The following is an 18,689-nucleotide window of genomic DNA, read 5'->3' as shown; positions in this document are numbered from 1 at the left end:
GTGACCATTGATTATGCCGCCGTCGAGAGCCGACGCGCACAGTTGCGACGCCAATACGCCTTACCGCACCGGCCGTCGAGCAGCGCCCGTGGCCTGCACCACGTGGCGATGTTGTCGTCCGATGTGGAGCGGACCATCAAGTTCTACCAGGAACTTCTGGAGTTCCCGCTGACGGAGATCATCGAGAACCGCGACTACAAGGGTTCGAGCCACTTCTTCTTCGACATCGGCAACGGCAACCTGCTCGCCTTCTTCGACTTCCCGGGGCTCGATCTCGGCCCGTACCAGGAGGTGCTCGGCGGGTTGCACCACGTGGCGATCTCCGTCGACCCCGCCACCTGGGAGCGGTTGCGCGGCAAGCTGGAGATGGCCGGCGTGCCGCACCAGATCGAGAGCGGCGCCTCCATCTACTTCAAGGACCCCGACGGCGCCCGCCTGGAGCTGCTCGCCGACCATCTCGGTGAGATGTACGGTACGCGAGTGTTGTGACCGTGCGTCCCGGCTCAGCGCCGTGACGCCCTGCGCGTACGCGGCCTGCCCGCGCGCGGCTCCCGCCTGATTCCCGCGTGCAGCTCCGATCGCTGTCCCTTCTCCTTCTGTACGGCCTGCCGCATCGCGAGTAACAGCCGGCGGCGCCGCGCCCTGTTGGCCTTGGTCCTGGCGGTCTTCGGGGGTGAAGACTTGGGGGTCTTTGGCATGCGGATGTCTTACCCACACCTGACGCGATTCCATACTTGGTGCATGCGCCTGACCGAGTTCTGGAGAAGGATGAACGCCCATTTCGGCGAGACCTATGCCGAGTCGTGGGCCCGCGACTACGTGATCGCCCCGCTGGGCGGCCGTACCGTGACGCAGGCGCTGGCCGACGGCGAGAGCGCCAAGACCGTGTGGCGGGCCGTGTGCCAGGTGGAGGACGTCTCAGCCGGACTGCGCTGAGTCGAGCGTGCGGCGGAGCGCGTCCGCCGTGCCCTCCAGGTCGTCCGCGCCGCCCTGTCCGCCCGGCGACCACAACAACGTCCAGCCCCCGCTGGAAGGGGTGGCGAAGACGATCGTCTGGCGGCGTGTGCGCGGATGCCACACCCACAACACCGGCTCGTCGCCGCCGACCATGCGGCTGACCAGCCCCCGATGGGGCAGCAACTCGGCGAGCGCCTCCAGAAGGGTGCGTCGTTCCCCGGTGTAGCCACTCGCCACTTCGCCGCCTCCAAGCCAGTACCCTGCAAGTGAGTCTCCCCAGCTCACGGCGTATGACAACACGTCGGCGGCAACCCGCGCGAGAGATCGGGAACGTTCCGCTTCCCGTGTCCCGCCCGTCACTTCGGCCCCATGGGCGGCCTCTCCGTACCGGTGGGGAGAACGTCCGTGACGTCTCCCCGCGCGGCGATCCCCTGGGTAACATGTCGACCGTCGGCAGGGGACAGGCGTCCGTCCGGGCCGGGTCCGTGCCACCGCGCATCCGGGCGCACCCCGTCACGTCCGCCCGTCGTGCCCGGTTCCACGGCCACGATCCCCAGGGCAGACCCCACGGCCGATCCGCCGGCGACCACCATGAACGCGAGCGGCGTCCGAGCACCGGCCTCGCCCTCCCCATGAACACGCCGCATGCATCCCAGCAGCGTGTTCGTGATGTGATCGAACAGCCGTTCGGCTACGATGAACCTTGCCGAACCCGGCCACGTCTTCCCCGACCGTCTCAGAAAATGTCGGTGGCAGGCCGTAGCTTTCACTCGACTGATCGGACCACGACCCTCCAGAGGGAGCTCCCATGGCTATCAACGACCGCGAGAAGGCCCTCGAGACCGCGCTCGCTCAGATCGAGCGGCAGTTCGGCAAGGGCTCCGTCATGCGACTGGGCGACGACGCCCGAGCCCCCATCGAGGTGATCCCCACCGGGTCGATCTCCCTTGACGTGGCCCTCGGCATCGGCGGTCTCCCGCGCGGGCGCATCGTCGAGATCTACGGCCCCGAGTCCTCGGGCAAGACCACGATCGCCCTGCACGCGGTGGCCAACGCCCAGCGGGCCGGCGGCATCGCGGCGTTCATCGACGCCGAACACGCCCTCGACCCCGAATACGCCAAGAAGCTGGGCGTCGACACCGACGCCCTGCTGGTCTCCCAGCCCGACACCGGTGAGCAGGCGCTGGAGATCGCCGACATGCTGATCAGGTCCGGCGCGGTCGACATCATCGTCATCGACTCGGTGGCCGCCCTGGTGCCCAAGGCCGAGATCGAGGGCGAGATGGGCGACAGCCACGTCGGCCTCCAGGCCCGCCTGATGTCCCAGGCCCTGCGCAAGGTCGCCGGCGCGCTCAACAGCACCGGCACCACCGCGATCTTCATCAACCAGCTCCGCGAGAAGATCGGCGTCATGTTCGGCAGCCCCGAGACCACGACCGGTGGTAAGGCGCTCAAGTTCTACGCCTCGGTCCGCATGGACATCCGCCGCATCGAGACCCTGAAGGACGGCACGGAGGCGGTCGGCAACCGCACCAGGATCAAGGTCGTCAAGAACAAGATGGCCCCGCCCTTCCGCGTCGCCGACTTCGACATCCTCTACGGTGTGGGCATCTCCCGCGAGGGCGGCCTCATCGACATGGGCGTCGAGCACGGCTTCGTCCGCAAGTCGGGTGCCTGGTACACGTACGAGGGCGACCAGCTGGGCCAGGGCAAGGAGAACGCGCGTAACTTCCTGAAGAGCCACCCCGACATGGCCAACGAGATCGAGAAGAAGATCAAGGACAAGCTGGGGGTCGGTCCGAAGCTCGACGCGCCCGCCGAACCCGCCGCCGCCGCCGTCCCGGCTCCCGCCGCCGCGCCCTCGGGTCGTGGCTCGAAGTCCACCCCCAAGCCGGGTGACGTCTGATCGGTCGGCGCATGAGTGACAGGGATCCGTCGCAGGCGCCCCGTTCCCAGGACTGGGGCGCACGGCCCGACCTCCCCGCCTCGGGGGAGCGCAAGAAGCGCGGACCCCGCGGCCCCCGGACCACCACCCCGGAGCCGACGGCCTGGGCAACCACCTCTGAACCGGTGGCCGCCAGTCCCGAGTCGGTGACCACCACGGCCGCCGCCACCGAGCCGGTGACCCGGGCGACCGGTCGCCGGGCCTCCGGTGGGGGCTCGCGTGGCGCCGACCTGGCCCGATCGGCCGCAGACGGCTGGCCATCGGTAGACGAATGGCACGAACAACGCGCCCGCCTCCGAGCCGCCGCGTCCCAGACCCCCACCCCGGACGACGACCACCTCCCGACCACCACCGCCCACTCCGCGGCCCTCGACACAGGGGCGGATGACACGGCTGCCCGCGACGGGCTGGACGACGCGACCGATCCCGCCAGGGCCGATGGCACGGACGTCCACTCTGAAGCGGACGACGCAGCCGTCCTGGACGACGCGGGCGTTCACCATGAGGAGGACGATGTGATCGTCCATGCTCGGGTGGATGACGAGGGCACGCCCGGCTGGCGTACGGGTGGGCGGACCAGCGCTGTGCCCCCGGCATGGGGGCCAGGACGGGAGATGGCCGCGCCGACCTTCCACTGGCCGGGCGACCAGCGCACCCAGGCCGACGAAAGTGCCACAGGTTCAGTCGGTGCGGCCGACGCGAGCCTGAACGATGTGACCGACGGCGGGCTCAGTGCTGGGCTGCGCGAGGAGACAGGCGTTGGGCTCAGTGCTGAGGCTGGTGCTGGGCCGGGCGATGAGGCCGGCGTTGGGACGGGTGGGGAAGCGGTCAAGGCGTGGTGGGTCGTTGAGGGTGACGACCCGTCGGACCGGCCCGCTCCCGGCCGGCGTCACCCGGCCGATCATCCCACTCCGGACGAAGAAGCAGCCCCCGATGACCTCCGCTCAGGCGGTCGTGGTCGAGCCAGGGGACGGGGTGCTGGTCAGGCCGGGGGGCGGGCGTCCCGGGGGCGCTCGGAGGAGAGTGCCGACGCTCCGATCTTCGTCTGGCCGGGCGAGCGCAAGCCTTCTGCCGACAGTGACACCGTTGCGAGCGCCCCTTCCGAAAACGCCCGCACGGGACGCGCCCGCGAGAGCGGTTCTGGACGACGTAAGAGGAAGACCCAGGTCGATGAGGATTTCTCCGGAAGCCCCGCGGACGAGCTGAAGGGCCATGACGGCGAGGAGCCTGTCGGGCGGCGTACGAGCAGGCGGAGGGCTCAGGATGGTGAGGGTTTCGCCGGCAGGAGGTCGGCTGGGCTGAGTGGTCAGGACGGCGACGTCCCTGAGGAGCGCCTACCGGAGCGGGAAGATCCGCATGAGCCCGACGGAGTCGAGGAGACGCCGGAGGGTGTGGCTTCCCCCGCGAAGAAGCATGGCGCCGATGAGTGGCATTCAGACGTGCTGGCCGGAAGCAGTTGGTCCGGCGACGAGCAGGGCGCGGGTGGGAAGAAGCGTTCGAGCAAAGGACGCCGTACAGGCGGCCGGGGAACCGGGTGGGGCAGGGGGAGCGGACGCTTCGGGAGAGGTACGTCAGACAGTGGCGGGCCGCTGCCTGACGGGCCGGACGCCGACAGTCCCGCTGCGGCGGCACCCGAGGCTGACCCGGAGTCCGTGGCACGGGCCATCTGCCTTCGGTTGCTCACCATGGCTCCGAAGACCCGGGCGCAGCTCGCCGAGGCCCTTCGCAAGCGGGACGTGCCTGATGAGGCTGCAGGAAAGGTGCTTGATCGGTTCGTCGAGCTCGGGCTGATCAATGACGAGGCGTTCGCGGAGGCATGGGTCGACTCCCGGCATCACGGTCGTGGCCTGGCGAAACGTGCGCTCGCGGCCGAGTTGCGCCATCGGGGTGTGGACTCCGAGACCGTGCAGGACGCCGTGGAGCGCCTGGATTCCGACCAGGAGGCCGAGACGGCCCGGCGACTGGTGGACCGTAAGCTCGCCTCCACCCGGTCCCTCGACCCGCAGACCCGTACGCGGCGTCTGGCCGGCATGCTGGCGCGCAAGGGGTACTCGTCGGGGCTCGCGTACCGGGTGATCCGGGAGGCTCTTGAACAGGAGGGCATCGACCTGGAGGACGACTTCTCCTGATCCCTGAGGCCGCCTGACCTGGTTCAGGCCCGGACCCCGCTCATGCCCGAGCTCACGCCCCGGCGGACGGCCCCAGCCGGTGCTGGCCGATGTCCACCTCGACCAGCACCTCGATCGGCGGTCCCGGCAGGCGTCCGAGACCGGCGGCCACCTCAGGCGAGTCGAGGCTGCCCCGCACCCGGGCCTGCGTGCTGCTGCGGACCAAGACCATGGCCGCCGAGCTCGGCGGGCACGGCATCCGGGTCAACGCCCTGTGCCCCAGGGGGCGAGGGGATCGAGGGGTTACCGGGCTGTCGTCGGCTGGGGCCATCGGGCTGCCGCAGGCCGGGGGCCGATCGGGATGGTCGGGCCGGGCTGGGTTCGAGGTCGGTTTCGCCGGGTTCGCGTTTGCCGCCGGGGATGTAGTAGGCGTTCTTGCCTCGCGAGCGGGTGCTGAGGATCTTGCCGTTGTCCAGGTGGATCCAGGCGATCTTGTCGATGGTGCTGCTCAACGTCTGCTCCTGCTGTCCGGGGTGGTGTGAGGGGGCGTGTGCCAAGGTCGGGGGGAGTATGGACGGCCTGCGGCCTGAAGGCGGGCTGCGGTTGCGGCGGTGGGCCTGGGGACGGCTGCTGGGGTGGCGGGGCTCCGGAGTCGGCTGAGGGCTGCACGGGTGTGTCTCCTTCAGGCTCCAAGGTTTCATGGGTGAGGGTGTCGATTGGCTTTGGCTGGGCTTTTGGGGGTTGGAGAGGTGAGGGTGGGGGACAAATGGGGGTGATCGTGGGTTATGTGGTTGATTGGGGAGATGCGGGCCCGTAAGACACGCTTGAGGACGCGTTTGCTTGCTCGTGACCTGTTCGACGCATAACCTCGACGGCAGTGAGGAGTTACTCCGCGCAGCGCGGATTGCCATACCGGTGAACGACGGACGAACGAGCTCGGTTGATCGAGGCAGGCGAGGTGTCGGCTATGGGGGCCGATGCCCGGTCCGCCTTGGCCTGACATCTGTCCTGGAGACGACGCCGACCGGGCTTTCCGTGGCGCGCACGTGACCCCTCCGTTTTGGGTCCGCGTTCTGAGGTGTTGACGACGCGAGGAGGGCGGGGCGCACATGCAGCCGCTTGTCGTGGTGCTGATGGTGGCGGTGCTCGTGCTCGCGTTCGGGATGATCGTGGCGCTGCTCGTCGTCATACGCCGGACCTCTGGCGGTCTGCCCCGTAAGGCCCAGCCGAGCCCGGAGCAGGTGGAGGCCGTACACGCGGAGCTTGAGGAGGCGCGGGAACGGGCCAAGGAGATCCGCACCAAGGCGGAGAGCGACGCCGAGGAGATTCTGCGCAGGTCGGAGAGCGCCACCGAGAGCGCCGTGCAGATGCGGCGGGAGGTCGAGGAGGAGAGCCGGATCCTGAAGTCCGAGCTCAAGGAGCTCCGGACCGATCTCGAACGCAGGGAGGCCAGGCTGGCCGAGCGCGAGCAGCGGCTCGACGAGGAGGCCAGACGGCAGGCCGAGCGGGACAGGAAGCTGGTCGAGACCGAGGTCGAGCTGGCCGACCGGCGCGAGGAACTGCTCCAGGTCGAGGACGAGCGGCGGGTGATCCTGGAACGGGTCGCCGGGCTGACCGGGGAGCAGGCCAAGTCCGAGCTGGTCAAGGAGATCGAGAACCAGGCCAAGCGCGAGGCGGCGCTGATCATCCGGGAGATCGAGGGCGAGGCCCGCAAGGAGGGCGAGAAGCGCGCCACCAAGATCGTGACGCTGGCGGTTCAGCGGGTGGCGGCCGAGCAGACGGCAGAGTCGGTCGTCAGCGTGCTGCACCTGCCCGGTGACGAGATGAAGGGCCGGATCATCGGGCGCGAGGGGCGCAACATCCGGGCGTTCGAGTCCACCACGGGCGTGAACCTGATCATCGACGACACGCCCGAGGCGGTGTTGTTGTCGTGTTTCGACCCGGTTCGCAGGGAGACGGCGCGGCTCACGCTGGAGAAGCTGGTGCTCGACGGACGCATCCATCCGCAGCGGATCGAGGAGGCCCACGACCGCAGCCGCCAGGAGGTGCAGGACCTCTGCGCGCGGGCCGGCGAGGACGCGCTCGTCGAGCTGGGCATCACGGACATGCATCCCGAGCTGACGCTGCTGCTCGGGCAGCTTCGCTACCGCACGTCCTACGGTCAGAACGTGCTCAAGCACCTGATCGAGTCGGCGCACATCGCCGGGATCATGGCCGCCGAGCTGAAGCTGAACCAGCAGCTCATGAAGCGGTGCGCGCTGCTGCACGACATCGGCAAGGCCCTCACGCACGAGGTCGAGGGCAGCCACGCGCTGATCGGCGCCGAGATCGCCCGCCGGTACGGCGAGCAGGAGGACGTGGTGCACGCCATCGAGGCGCACCACAACGAGGTCGAGGTCCGTACGGTCGAGGCGGTGCTCACCCAGGCGGCCGACGCCGTCAGCGGCAGCCGTCCGGGGGCGCGCAGGGAGTCGCTGGAGGCGTACGTCAAGCGGTTGGAGCGGCTGGAGGAGATCGCGCAGTCGTACGAGGGCGTGGAGAAGGTGTTCGCCATGCAGGCCGGGCGGGAGATCCGGGTCATGGTCAAGCCGGACGCGATCGACGACATCCAGGCGCAGGTGATCGCCCGGGACGTGGCCAAGCAGGTGGAGGAGGAGCTGACGTACCCGGGGCAGATCCGGATCACGGTGGTGCGCGAGTCCCGCGCGACCGAGTTCGCTCGCTGATCCCGCTGCTTCTTCCCAGGAAACCCGCTGTGCCACTGAGCTTCAAGGGGCAAGGCTCAAGGGGTAAGGGGCCAAGGGCGGGCGCGGGGTGGGCGCGCCCGCCGGGAGAAGTGTCTCTTTCTGTGTCAGGCCAGGCGGATCCGGGGGTCCAGGAGGCCGTAGGCGATGTCCACGATCAGGTTGGCCACCACTACGGCGGTGGTGGCCAGGACGACGACGCCCATGATCACCGGCAGGTCCCCGCTGATGAACGCCTGCACCACCGCCTGCCCGATGCCGCCGAGCCCGAAGACCGACTCCGTCACCACCAGACCGCCGATCAGCGTGCCGATGTCCACGCCGAGCTGGGTCACCACGGGGGTGAGCGCGGCGCGCAGGCCGTGCCGGTAGATGACGCGGCCCTCGGGCACGCCCTTGGCGCGGGCCGTACGGATGTAGTCCTCGCCGAGGACGTCCAGCATGGAGCCCCGGGTGAGCCGGGCGTACGAGGCCGCCTGGACCATGGCCAGCGTGATCCACGGCAGGATCAGGTGCCGGGCCCATTCGCCGGGGTTCTCGGAGAAGGGCACGTACGAGTCGGGTGGCAGGATCGGGGCGCCCGCCATGGTGAGCTGGAAGAAGAAGAAGTACAGCAGGAGCAGGCCGACCACGAACGTCGGCATCGAGACCCCGGCCAGGGCCAGCGTGGTCAGCGCGCGGTCCAGGAACGAGCGGACGCGGGTGGCGCTGAGCACGCCGGCGCCGACGCCGAGGCAGAGCCACAGGACGGCCCCGCCGAGCACCAGCGAGAACGTCGGCGGGAAGTCCTGGGCGAGCAGCTTGCCCACCGATTCGCCCGAGAAGTACGACTGGCCCAGGTCGCCGTGCAGGAGCCGGCCCAGGTAGTCGAAGTACTGGACGATGGTGGGACGGTCGAGGCCGAGGTTGTGGCGGATCAGGTCGACCTGCTCGGGGGTGGCCTGGCGGCCGGCCAGCGTGCGGGCAGGGTCGCCGGGGGCGACGAAGAACAGGAAGAACGTGCCCAGGGAGACCAGCCACAACACGAGCAGCCCGAGCAGCGTCCGCCGCAGCAGGAACCGTCGCAGCATCAGCCCTCCACCTCCTGACGAAGTCCCGGCATCCCGCCGCGGAACCCACAAGATCTCCCGAGCGCGCGAACCGTAGCGGGCGCGCGAACTGAAGCGGGCGCGCGAACCGTACCGAGGATGCGAAGCCGGGCGGGATCATGAAGTCGCGGCATCGGACCTCCCGGCGACGGGCGCGGACGCCGGAGCCGGTGGGGAGCGGCGCTTGCGCCGTCGCCGGCTGAACAGCCGTTCCATCCGGGGATCGATGGCGTCCCTGATCCCGTCGCCCACCAGGTTGAACGCCAGCGTCGTGATCAGCAGGGACGCCGCGGGGAACCCCAGGTACCAGTACGCCACCCGGTAGAACCCCTGGGCCTCGCTCAGCAGGTTCCCCCACGACGGGGTCGGCGGAACGATCCCCAGCCCCAGATAGGACAAGGTGGACTCGAACACGATCGCGGCCGGCACCAGCAGCGTGGTGAGCACGATGACGGGCGCCAGCAGGTTCGGCAGGATGTCCACGAACATGATCCGCGCGTCGCCGGCTCCCAGGGACCGGGCCGCCTCCACGTACTCGCGTTCCTTGAGCGACAAGGTCTGACCTCGTACCACGCGGGCGATCGCCGCCCAGGAATAGAACGAGATCACCCCGATCGTCGCGGTCAGCGAGGGCCCGGCGATGGACACCACCGCGATCGCGAAGATCAGGTACGGGAACGACAACACCACGTCCATGAGCCGGGACAGGATGGTGTCGATGACGCCGCCGTAGTACCCGGCCAGCAGCCCGACGACCACCCCGACCAGCGCCGCCACGCCGGTCGCGACCACGCCGACGAGCAAAGAGACGCGCGCGCCGTACAGGACCCTGATGAACAGGTCGCGGCCGAGGCGGTCGGTACCGAACCAGAACTCGCCGTTGGGCCCGACGGGCAGGCCCTGGTCGGTGATGCCGGTGTCGCGGAACTGCTCGTCGGGGTCGTGGCCGCTCCAGGCCGAGATGAGCGGCGCGGCCAGGGCGAGCAGGCACAGCAGCACGACGACGATGCCCGAGATCAGGGCCACCCGGTCGGACCTGATCCGGGCCCAGGCGAGCTGCCAGGGGCTGCGTCCGGCGATCGTGCGGTCGGCGACGAGGTCCGGGCGGATCTCCGTGAGAGTCATGCGGTCCTCCCGGTGGTCAGGTCCTCGCCCGCCTCGACGGGGTAGTGACAGGCCACCAGGTGCTCCTGCGGCACCAGCAGCGGCTCCTCGGCCGAGCAGCGTTCGCGCGCCTTCGGGCACCGGGGATGGAACCGGCAGCCGGAGGGCGGGTCGATCGGCGAGGGCACGTCGCCGGTGAGGATGATGCGGTGCCGCCGTTCGGCCTCGTCGGGGTCGGCCACGGCGGTCGCCGACAGCAGCGCGTTCGTGTACGGATGGCGCGGCACCGTGTGCAGCTCCTCCGCGGTGGCCAGTTCGGCCACCTTGCCCAGGTACATGACCGCGATCCGGTCGCTGACGTGCCGCACCACCGACAGGTCGTGCGCGATGAACAGGTACGTCAGCCCGAAGTCGTCCTGCAGATCTTTGAGCAGGTTGAGGATCTGGGCCTGGATGGACACGTCGAGCGCGGACACCGGCTCGTCGCAGATGATCAGCCGGGGCCGCAGCGCGAGCGCCCGCGCGACCCCGATGCGCTGCCGCTGACCGCCGGAGAACTCGGCGGGGAAGCGGTTGTAGTGCTCGGGGTTGAGCCCGACCCGTTCCATCAGCTCCTGGACGGTGCGCCGCAGCTCCTGCCCGCTCTGCACCCGGTGGATGACGAGCGGGTCGGCGATGATCGACCCGACCCGCCGGCGCGGGTTCAGCGAGCCGTACGGATCCTGGAAGATCATCTGGATGTCGCGCCGGTAGGGCCTCATCTGGCGTCGCGGCAGGTTGGTGATGTCCGCGCCGTCGAAGCGCACGCTGCCGGAGGTGATGGGATGCAGGCCCGCGATGCACCGGGCCAGCGTGGACTTGCCGCAGCCGGTCTCGCCGACCAGGCCGAGCGTCTCGCCGGGCGACAGCGACAGGCTGACGCCGTCCACGGCTCTGACCTGCCCGATCGTCTGCTTGATCAGCATGCCGCTGGTGATGGGGAAGTGTTTGACCAGGTTCTCGACTTCGAGCAGCATCACGCCTCCTCCGCCGTGACCCGCGCCGCCCGCTTGCGCAGCGCCTCGGCCTCCGTACCGAGCCCGATCGCCTCGTGCGGCAGCCAGCACGCCGAGGCGTGCCCGCGCGCGCCCGCGATGGAGGCAAGCGGCGGCCGTTCGGCGGGACAGACCGGCATCACGTACGGGCAGCGCGGATGGAAGGCGCACCCGGACGGGATCGCGATCAGGCTGGGCGGCGAGCCGGGGATGGGCCGCAGCCGTCCGCCCCGGTCGCCGGTGCTGCCCGGGATCGACTCCAGCAGGCCCTTGGTGTACGGGTGGTGCGGGTGGTAGTAGAGCGTGCGCCGGTCGGCCCGTTCGACGACGAGCCCGGCGTACATGACCAGGACCTCGTCGGCCATGCCGGCCACGACGCCGAGGTCGTGCGTGATGAGGATGAGCGCGATGTCGAACTCGGCCTGCACCCGCCCGATCAGCTCAAGGATCTGCGCCTGGACGGTCGCGTCCAGCGCGGTCGTGGGCTCGTCGGCGACGATGAGCTTGGGGTTGAGCGCGAGCGACATGGCGATCATCGCCCGCTGCCGCATGCCGCCGGAGAACTGGTGGGGATAGTCGTCCACCCGGCGGTCGGGGCGCGGGATGCCCACCAGGCCCAGCAGCTCGACGGCCCGTTTCCTGGCCTCGGCGCGGCGGGTGCCGGGAGTGTGGACGCGGATCAGCTCCTCGATCTGCCAGCCGACCTTGTAGAGCGGGTGGAGGCTGGTCAGCGGGTCCTGGAAGACCACGCTGATCTCCGCGCCGCGGATCCGGCGGAGCTGCTCGTTGTCGAGTCCGAGCAGGTCGATGCCCTCGAACAGGGCCGTACCCGAGATGTCGGCGTCGGGGGTCAGCCCGAGTATCGCCTGGGTGCTCACGGTCTTGCCGCTGCCGGACTCGCCGACGATCGCCAGGGTCTGACCGCGATCGACGGTGAACGACAGCCCCCGCACCGCCTGGACCACGCCGTCGGATGTGGGGAAGGCCACCTGGAGGTCGGTCACCTCAAGCAGGCTCATATGTCTCCCTCGCGGTTGTCCCGCGGGCCCGCCTGCCGGCGAGCCCGCGGGACACCGGTCGTCAAGGCGTGTTGGGGTTCAGCCAGAGGTTGGTGACGTCGAAGATCTGGTACGACGGCAGATACAGGGCGTTCTGCACCCGCTTGTTCTTGTAGAGCGGCGTGTTCTGGTTGTTCAGCGGCACGATCACCGCGTCGGCCAGCACCGTCTGGTCGGCCTCGTGCCACAGCGCCGCGGCCTTGGCCTGGTCGGTCTCGGCGAGCGCCCGCTTGATCAGGTCGTCCACCTTGGGGTTGCTGTAGCAGCCGTAGTTGCTGGTGCCGGCGTTGCAGTTGGTCTGGAACAGCGGCTGCATGACCGCGCGGCCGTTGTTGCCGTACCAGTCGGGGATCCAGCCGGGGGCCGACAGGTCCCACTCGCTGTTCTTGGCGTGCGAGGGCGTCTGCAGGTAGGTGTAGTAGTCGCCCTGGCGCAGCGGCAGGCCCTTGACGGTGATCCCGCACTGCTTCAGGTCGGCCGCGTACGACTGGAAGTTGGCCGGGTGGTTGCCCGCGTTGCGGAAGGCGCCGATGAGGGTCAGCCCGTCGGGGTAGCCGGCCTCGCTCAGCAGCTGCTTGCACTTGGCCGGGTCGCCCTGGTCGCCCTGCGTCGGGTACGGGTTGTACTCCTGGTAGCCGATGTTGCCGGGCGGGATGACCGTGTGCAGCGCGGTCGCGACGTCGGCGCCGCCGTAGATCTTGGCGATGGCGGTCTTGTTGATCGCGTACTCGATGGCCTGGCGCACCTTGAGCTTGCCCATCGCCCCACCCGCGTTCTTGCTCTGCAGGTTGAACACCACGTACGGGTTCGTCACCGCGCCGGGGAAGATCGTGAAGTTGGGGTCGTTGCTCTTGAGCTGCGGGATCTGCGAGGTCGGCACCGGCAGGTCCCAGGACAGGTCGGCGCTGCCGGCCTCGATCTGCTGCTGGACGGCGTCCGGCTCGCCGACACCCATCTTGACGTCGATGGCGTTGACGTACTGGTGCCTGATCGGGTCGGACTCCTGCTTCCAGGACGGGTTCTTCTCCAGCCTGATCGACTTGGTGGCCACGTACGAGGTGATCTTGTAGGGGCCGTTGGAGATCACGTGCTGGCGGAAGGTGGCGTCGTCGGGGACGTACTGGTCGTACTCCTGCGGCGCGGCCGAGGCGAAGTTCAGGGCCAGGATGTTGAGGAAGTCACCGGCCGGCTGGGTCAGGGTGAAGACGATCGTCTTGTCGTCCTTGGCCTGCACGCCGGCGATGTCGTGGCCGTTCTGGAAGTCGGCCAGGGCCTTGGCGGTGGGCTTGGCCTTCTCGAACGCCTTGATGTAGGCGTCGCAGTAGTCGGCCATGCCCTTGATCGTGCTGGTGTAGTAGCCGGGCGCGCCGGAGCCCGCCACCGGGTTGCAGATGCGCTTGAACCCGCGCACGAAGTCGCCCGCCGTCACCGGCCGCGGCGGCTGGGTGTCCCACTGCACGCCGTCGCGCAACTTGATCGTGTACGTGAGCTTGTCGGCGCTGAGACCGCCATTCGCCTCGGTGGGCAGCTCGGCCGCTATGTCGGGCAGCACCTCGTAGCCCTTGGTGGTGTCGGCTCCCGGCGCGACGCCCTGGAGGGCGTAGAGCTGGCGCGAGTAGCCGCGCATGATCCCGATGGTGACGACGTAGTAGATGCTGGTCGGGTCGAGATGGTCGACGTCGCCCGAGCCCACGAGCCTGAGCGTGCCGCCCGAGACGGGGCTGCCGGAGCTCTGGCTCGCCGCGGTGGGCGGAGCGGAGTTGCTGGTTCCGTTCTGCGTCGCGCAAGAGGTGGCGAGCAGAGTTGCCGCCGCCACCGTGATGATGCTGAGATGGCGCAAGCTGGCCATCTGGCCTCCCTCGTGCCGAGATGGGGGTGTTCTTGGCTGGCACAGCTGGGGCGCGTGTCGTGGCCGCGACGCGCGCCCCACGTTTACTGAAACGAGCAACCCATGCCGGAGGAAGACTGTCGAGGTTGGTTACGTAACTGTTTGCGACTAGCGACTGGTCGGTAATGCTGGTTCAGTACGGGATTTGTCTGGAGATCGCGACATTAACTGAATAGCTGCTGGTAGAACGCCAGCTCGGCGGCCAGTGCCGCGACGCGCGTCTCCAACCGGCGAAATCCGTGGGATTCGCCGTCGAAAGCGAGATAGGTGCAGGGGACTCCGCGCTCGGACAACGCGTCGGCGAAGGCCGTCGACTGCTCGGGCGGCACCACCGGATCGTCGAGCCCCTGAAGCAGCAGCATCGGGCAGGACACCCCCTCGACCAGGCCGAGCGGCTCCCTGGAGGCGTAGACGGCCGGGTCGTCGCCGACCAGCCACTCCACGTAACGGGACTCGAAGTCGTGGGTGTGCGCGGCGAGCGGCGCGAGCGCGCTGACGCCGTAGTAGGACACCCCGCCCGCGAACACGCCGGAGCGGCAGCAGGCGGCCATCACCGTCCAGCCGCCCGCGCTGCCGCCGCGCACCGCGATCCGGGCCGGATCGGCCAGCCCGGAGTCGGCCAGCCACTGGGCGGCGGCGACCGTGTCGGCGACGTCGACCAGCCCCCACTGGCCCCGCAGCCGCTCCCGGTAGGCGCGGCCGTAGCCGGTGGAGCCGCCGTAGTTCACGTCGAGCACGCCGATGCCGCGCGAGGTCAGGAACGCCTTCTCCAGGTCGAGCGCCGTGTCGGAGTGGGCGGTCGGGCCGCCGTGCACGAAGACGACGTACGGCGTGGGCTCCTCGCCGACCTGGTGAAGGAACGCGTGCACGGGCCGCTCGCCCGGCACGACCACCGGCCGCGGATCGGGCAGCCCGGACAGGTCGGGCAACTGCTCGGCGGCGCGCGCCAGCGGCTCGGCCCGGCCGGCGGCGACGTCGACCCGCACGACCGACCGCGGCAGCCTGGCCGCGTGCCCGACACCCGTCACGGACATGCCGTCGGCCGCGAGCACGGCCTGCCATCCCGTGTAGGGCAGGTCGAGGTCGTGGAGCGCTCCCGTGGCCGGGTCGAGCACGCCCAGCCGCAGGTCGCCGCGCCCGTGCAGGACCGCGAGCCGCCCGTCGCCCAGCACGGTGTACGGCGCCCCGCCGAGCTGCCACGGCGGCTGCGTGAACTCCTCCTCCGCCGGGCACAACGCCCGCGGCGCCCCGCCGTCGAGACCGCACTCGTAGAGGTTCCACCAGCCGGAGCGGTCGGAGACCAGGTAGAGGGTGGCGTCGTCCTTCCAGGCGGGCGACAGGACGGACTCCGCCTCGCCGCCCAGCACCGTGCGGGTCTGCCCGTCGCGCAGCCGGACGACGCGCAGCTCGGTGCCGTCCCAGGGCATGCGGGGGTGGTTCCAGCAGACGTAGGCCAGGTGGGCGCCGTCGGGGGAGAGCACGGGCGAGGCGTAGAAGTCGTGGCCCGACGCCCGCTCGCGGGGCTCGCCGCCCGCCAGCGGGATCGACACGACGGAACGGCTGATCTTGCCGTGCTCGCCGTGGCGTTCGCGCACCGCCCAGATCTCGCCGTCGTGGACGGTCAGGTCGGCGTAGCGGGAGCCCTCGGCGGTGAGAGGTTTCGGCTGGCCGTTTTGCCCGACAATGTACAGGCGCTGATCGGCCAGCTCCGCGAAGACCACGTCGCCGCCGGGCGTCACGGCATAAGGGCGGCCGCCGTACTCGTGGACGCGGGTGCGGGCGCTCCAGGGCGCGGGCAGCAGGTCGCGGCAGGTGCCGTCGGCCTCGCGGCACACGATCGCGGTGCGGCCGCCCTCACCCGGACGGTCTTCGGTCCACCACACCCGGCCGCCCCGCGCGACGGGCCAGCCGGGACGCAGACCGGCGGCGGCGACGTCGCGGGCGGAGATGGGGGACGGCCAGAAAGGCATACCCGCATCCTGCCCGAAGATCCGAGGCCGTGGGGCGCGATCAAGAACATCTCTCCTGCGGCGGCATCGACGAGGGCAGCTTGAGCCCGGTGTCGCCGAACCATTTGTGCAGCAGCCGCGTGGCCGTCCCGTCCCGCCACATCTCGGCCACGGCCCGGTCGGCGGCCTCGCAGGTCTCGATGTCGCCCTTCTTCAGCCCGATGCCGTACCGCTCGTCGGTGAAGGGGTCGTTGAGCAGCCGGAACAGGCCGGGGGCCTCCTGGGCGAAGCCGGCCAGGGTCAGGTCCTCGGTGGAGACGGCGTCGAGCTCGTTGTCGGAGAGCTTGCGCACGCAGTCGGAGTAGTTGGCCGCGGGCACGGCCACGACGGGCAGGTCGAGCTTGCCGTCCGGCGGCGGGTCGGCGACCCGCTTGAAGGAGTTGGAGCCGGCCACCTGGCACACGCGCTTGCCCCGCAGGTCGCCGACCTTACGGATGGTGGGATCGTCGGCCCGGACCATCGTGTCCTGGTGCACGACCGCGTACGGGCCGGCGAAGGTCACCTTGGGCCTGCGGGACTCGGTGATGGAGTAGGTGGCGAACACCATGTCCACGGTGCCGTTCTGGAGCAGCGCCTCACGGCCCGCGGCGGGCGCCTCCCACCAGGTGATGCGCACGGGCCGGCCCTCGGCCAGCTTGGCGACGACGTACCGGGCGACGTCCACGTCGAAGCCCACCGGGTCGCCGGGGCCGCTCTTCAGGCCCAGGCCCGGCTGGTCCCACTTGGTGCCCACGATGACCTGGCCGGTGCCCCTGATCTTGCCCACGACGCTGGAGTAGGCGCCTCCGCCACCGCACGCGACCGGTACGGCGACCGCGACCGTGCCGGCCAGCGCCACCACGACTCCACGCATCCGCACGCACAGGAGTCTGTGGGCTGGACGGCCCCGGAGAGCCGCTCTGCGTGCCGCATCGGCGAAGATCTGGGCTTTTCTTTACGAGACGGCGGCGGCCGGGAGCTCCGGAGCCGTCCCCGGAGGTACGGCGGCGGGCCCGCGAGCCCGCCGCCGTACCCGCCGGTCACTCCACAGGGATGTCGGGCGCCAGGCCGCCGCCCTCGGTGCCCTGGCCGGTGCCCACTCCGACGGCGGCCGCGCCGGGGGTGGCGATCGGCCGCGCCGAGGTCTTCCTGCTGCGCCTGCTGCGCCGCTCCAGCAAGGTGGCCAGGTAGCTCAGCGTCATGTTGAGCGCCACGTAGATGACGCCGACGACGATCGCCGCCGGGATCAGCGAGCCGAAGTACGCGGCCGGCAGGACCTTGAACCCGGTGTTGAGCAGGTCGACGTAGGCGATGATGTAGCCGAGCGCGGTGTCCTTCAGCAGCACCACGAGCTGGCTGACGATCGCCGGCATCATCGTCGTGACCGCCTGCGGCAGCAGGACCATGCGCAGCACCTGGTTCTTGCGCATGCCCACCGCGTAGGCGGCCTCGGCCTGGCCCTTGGGGATGGCGTGCACGCCCGCGCGCACGATCTCCGCCAGCACCGAGCCGTTGTACAGCATCAGGCCCAGCACCACCGCGATGAAGGCGTAGTCGCCGCCACCGGCGATGGCGGGCGCCAGGTAGAAGATGAAGAAGATCAGCAGCAGCAGCGGGATGGACCTGAAGACCTCCACCACCGTGGCCGCCGGGACCCTGATCCAGGCGTGGTCGGAGAGCCTGGCCAGGCCGAAGACCGCGCCGAAGACCAGCGCGAGCACCGCCGCGGTGGCCGCCGCCCTCAGCGTGCCGAGCAGGCCCGGCAGGATGAACTCCCGCCACACCTCGGCCGTCAGGAACGGCTGCCAGATCTTGCCGTCCCACTGGCCCTTGGCGTCGAAGCCCCGGTAGACGAAGTACGCGACGGCCAGGACCGCCAGGACACTGATCGCCGTCAGCAGGTGGTTGCGCAGCCGGGCCCGCGGTCCGGGGGCGTCGAACAGAACGGACGCGCTCATCGTGCCACCGCCAGACGCCGGGCCAGCCAGCCGGAGAAGAAGCCGATCGGCATGGTCACGATCATGAAGGCCACGACCACCCCGAGGAAGATCGGGATCGAGGCTCCCGTGGTGTCGAACGTGAGCTTCATCTCGGCTGCCACGTCGGCGGCGTACCCGCCGGCGACCGCCACCGTCGTGTTCTTGATCATGGCGATCATCACGCTGGCCAGCGGCGCGATGACCGTGCGGAACGCCTGCGGCAGAATGATCAGCCGCAGTGTCTGCATGAAGCTCAGCCCGATCGCCCGGGCCGCCTCCGCCTGTCCCATCGGGACCGTGTTGATGCCCGAGCGCACCGCCTCGCAGACGAACGCCGACGTGTAGATCGACAGGCCCATCGAGACGATCCAGAAGGAGTTCGTCCGCGGCTCGCCGGAGAAGACCAGGCCGAGCTTGTCGCTCAGGCCCAGTGCCGAGAACGCCAGCACCAGGGTCAGGGGGGTGTTGCGCACTACGTTCACATAGACCGTGCCCACCGCGCGCAGCACGGGCGTCGGGGAGACGCGCATCCCGGCCAGGACCGTCCCCAGGATGAGCGAGACGACCGCGGCCACGAGCGCGATCCTGATGTTCCCCCAGAAGCCCATCGCGAGGTTGGGCAGGTACTTGATTAGTTCATCCATCGTGCTCCACCGCATAGAGCGGCGGCGGGCGGGGGCCCGGCCCCCCCCCCCCGCGGGGCCCGCCCCCCCCCACCGGCGGGGGGGCGGTCTACCACAGCGTGAGGCCCTGGGTGCCGCCCCACCACATATCCCACAGCAGGGTGCTGGTGGGG

16 protein-coding genes are annotated in these 18,689 nt (G+C 70.0%); 5 read left to right on the top strand and 11 right to left on the bottom strand.

From position 1 onward, the window contains the following. Both ACIHAD_RS44185 and ACIHAD_RS44180 read left to right on the top strand, forming a co-directional pair. Complete coding sequence (locus ACIHAD_RS44185; RefSeq protein ID WP_397360832.1) at nucleotides 1-489, top strand: VOC family protein; 489 nt, start codon at nucleotides 1-3, stop codon at nucleotides 487-489. A 252-nt stretch (nucleotides 490-741) separates the two neighbouring features. Continuing rightward, entirely contained in the window at nucleotides 742-936 is a 195-nt protein-coding gene (locus tag ACIHAD_RS44180; protein WP_397360831.1) for a DUF3046 domain-containing protein, read from the top strand. Here ACIHAD_RS44180 and ACIHAD_RS44175 read toward each other — a convergent pair. Further along, the gene (locus ACIHAD_RS44175) at nucleotides 919-1,194 is read right to left on the bottom strand and encodes a hypothetical protein (RefSeq protein ID WP_397360830.1); all 276 of its coding nucleotides are present in this window, start codon (nucleotides 1,192-1,194) and stop codon (nucleotides 919-921) included. The genes ACIHAD_RS44180 and ACIHAD_RS44175 overlap by 18 nt on opposite strands. Nucleotides 1,195-1,765: 571 nt before the next feature. Here ACIHAD_RS44175 and recA point away from each other — a divergent pair. Together recA and recX are read left to right on the top strand one after the other, a co-directional pair. Next, a complete protein-coding gene (gene recA, locus ACIHAD_RS44170) occupies nucleotides 1,766-2,863 on the top strand; it encodes a recombinase RecA (RefSeq protein WP_397360829.1) in 1,098 nt (365 codons plus the stop codon). Between the two features lie 11 nt (nucleotides 2,864-2,874). Next, nucleotides 2,875-5,031, top strand: a complete 2,157-nt coding sequence (recX, locus tag ACIHAD_RS44165) for a recombination regulator RecX (RefSeq protein WP_397360828.1) — start codon at nucleotides 2,875-2,877, stop codon at nucleotides 5,029-5,031. 152 nt (nucleotides 5,032-5,183) lie between these two features. On the opposite strand, the gene ACIHAD_RS44160 is transcribed toward recX, so the two are convergent. After that, complete coding sequence (locus ACIHAD_RS44160; RefSeq protein ID WP_397360827.1) at nucleotides 5,184-5,522, bottom strand: hypothetical protein; 339 nt, start codon at nucleotides 5,520-5,522, stop codon at nucleotides 5,184-5,186. Between the two features lie 597 nt (nucleotides 5,523-6,119). Between ACIHAD_RS44160 and rny the strand changes: the two genes are divergently transcribed. Further along, the gene (gene rny / locus ACIHAD_RS44155) at nucleotides 6,120-7,736 is read left to right on the top strand and encodes a ribonuclease Y (RefSeq protein WP_397360826.1); all 1,617 of its coding nucleotides are present in this window, start codon (nucleotides 6,120-6,122) and stop codon (nucleotides 7,734-7,736) included. A gap of 125 nt (nucleotides 7,737-7,861) precedes the next feature. Here rny and ACIHAD_RS44150 read toward each other — a convergent pair whose 3' ends face one another. The 9 genes from ACIHAD_RS44150 to ACIHAD_RS44110 form a co-directional block, all read right to left on the bottom strand. After that, nucleotides 7,862-8,824, bottom strand: coding sequence for an ABC transporter permease (locus ACIHAD_RS44150; RefSeq protein ID WP_397360825.1), 963 nt, complete (start codon nucleotides 8,822-8,824; stop codon nucleotides 7,862-7,864). 135 nt (nucleotides 8,825-8,959) lie between these two features. Then, entirely contained in the window at nucleotides 8,960-9,967 is a 1,008-nt protein-coding gene (locus ACIHAD_RS44145; RefSeq protein ID WP_397360824.1) for an ABC transporter permease, read from the bottom strand. Beyond that, on the bottom strand, nucleotides 9,964-10,962 hold the full coding sequence (locus tag ACIHAD_RS44140; RefSeq protein ID WP_397360823.1) for an ABC transporter ATP-binding protein: 999 nt from the start codon (nucleotides 10,960-10,962) through the stop codon (nucleotides 9,964-9,966). The genes ACIHAD_RS44145 and ACIHAD_RS44140 overlap by 4 nt, the downstream gene beginning before the upstream one ends. After that, nucleotides 10,962-11,999 (bottom strand): ABC transporter ATP-binding protein, encoded by a 1,038-nt coding sequence (locus ACIHAD_RS44135; protein ID WP_397360822.1) that lies wholly within the window; start codon nucleotides 11,997-11,999, stop codon nucleotides 10,962-10,964. Before ACIHAD_RS44135 ends, ACIHAD_RS44140 begins: the two co-directional genes overlap by 1 nt. Nucleotides 12,000-12,060: 61 nt before the next feature. Then, entirely contained in the window at nucleotides 12,061-13,887 is a 1,827-nt protein-coding gene (locus ACIHAD_RS44130; protein WP_397360821.1) for an ABC transporter substrate-binding protein, read from the bottom strand. A gap of 203 nt (nucleotides 13,888-14,090) precedes the next feature. Next, the gene (locus tag ACIHAD_RS44125; protein ID WP_397360820.1) at nucleotides 14,091-15,896 is read right to left on the bottom strand and encodes a S9 family peptidase; all 1,806 of its coding nucleotides are present in this window, start codon (nucleotides 15,894-15,896) and stop codon (nucleotides 14,091-14,093) included. 40 nt (nucleotides 15,897-15,936) lie between these two features. Then, nucleotides 15,937-16,788 (bottom strand): glutamate ABC transporter substrate-binding protein, encoded by an 852-nt coding sequence (locus ACIHAD_RS44120; RefSeq protein WP_397360878.1) that lies wholly within the window; start codon nucleotides 16,786-16,788, stop codon nucleotides 15,937-15,939. A 166-nt stretch (nucleotides 16,789-16,954) separates the two neighbouring features. Beyond that, a complete protein-coding gene (locus ACIHAD_RS44115; RefSeq protein WP_397360819.1) occupies nucleotides 16,955-17,872 on the bottom strand; it encodes an amino acid ABC transporter permease in 918 nt (305 codons plus the stop codon). Then, nucleotides 17,869-18,537 carry an amino acid ABC transporter permease gene (locus tag ACIHAD_RS44110; protein WP_397360818.1) on the bottom strand — a complete coding sequence of 223 codons (669 nt, stop codon included), beginning with the start codon at nucleotides 18,535-18,537 and terminating at the stop codon, nucleotides 17,869-17,871. The genes ACIHAD_RS44115 and ACIHAD_RS44110 overlap by 4 nt, the downstream gene beginning before the upstream one ends. Nucleotides 18,538-18,689 lie beyond the last annotated feature (152 nt).

The organism is Nonomuraea sp. NPDC052265 (assembly GCF_044547985.1).
In the GTDB taxonomy this organism is placed as follows: Bacteria; Actinomycetota; Actinomycetes; order Streptosporangiales; family Streptosporangiaceae; genus Nonomuraea.
This window is presented reverse-complemented; position numbering and strand designations above follow the sequence as displayed.

Excerpts from the sequence above, each read along its gene's own strand:
- ACIHAD_RS44115 (WP_397360819.1), bottom strand. The coding sequence starts at position 17,872 with ATGAGCGCGTCCGTTCTGTTCGACGCCCCCGGACCGCGGGCCCGGCTG.
- ACIHAD_RS44120 (WP_397360878.1), bottom strand. The coding sequence starts at position 16,788 with ATGCGTGGAGTCGTGGTGGCGCTGGCCGGCACGGTCGCGGTCGCCGTA.
- recA (WP_397360829.1), top strand. The coding sequence starts at position 1,766 with ATGGCTATCAACGACCGCGAGAAGGCCCTCGAGACCGCGCTCGCTCAG.
- ACIHAD_RS44135 (WP_397360822.1), bottom strand. The coding sequence starts at position 11,999 with ATGAGCCTGCTTGAGGTGACCGACCTCCAGGTGGCCTTCCCCACATCC.
- ACIHAD_RS44125 (WP_397360820.1), bottom strand. The coding sequence starts at position 15,896 with ATGCCTTTCTGGCCGTCCCCCATCTCCGCCCGCGACGTCGCCGCCGCC.
- recX (WP_397360828.1), top strand. The coding sequence starts at position 2,875 with ATGAGTGACAGGGATCCGTCGCAGGCGCCCCGTTCCCAGGACTGGGGC.
- ACIHAD_RS44130 (WP_397360821.1), bottom strand. The coding sequence starts at position 13,887 with ATGGCCAGCTTGCGCCATCTCAGCATCATCACGGTGGCGGCGGCAACT.
- ACIHAD_RS44150 (WP_397360825.1), bottom strand. The coding sequence starts at position 8,824 with ATGCTGCGACGGTTCCTGCTGCGGCGGACGCTGCTCGGGCTGCTCGTG.
- ACIHAD_RS44110 (WP_397360818.1), bottom strand. The coding sequence starts at position 18,537 with ATGGATGAACTAATCAAGTACCTGCCCAACCTCGCGATGGGCTTCTGG.
- ACIHAD_RS44145 (WP_397360824.1), bottom strand. The coding sequence starts at position 9,967 with ATGACTCTCACGGAGATCCGCCCGGACCTCGTCGCCGACCGCACGATC.
- ACIHAD_RS44140 (WP_397360823.1), bottom strand. The coding sequence starts at position 10,962 with ATGCTGCTCGAAGTCGAGAACCTGGTCAAACACTTCCCCATCACCAGC.
- ACIHAD_RS44180 (WP_397360831.1), top strand. The coding sequence starts at position 742 with ATGCGCCTGACCGAGTTCTGGAGAAGGATGAACGCCCATTTCGGCGAG.
- rny (WP_397360826.1), top strand. The coding sequence starts at position 6,120 with ATGCAGCCGCTTGTCGTGGTGCTGATGGTGGCGGTGCTCGTGCTCGCG.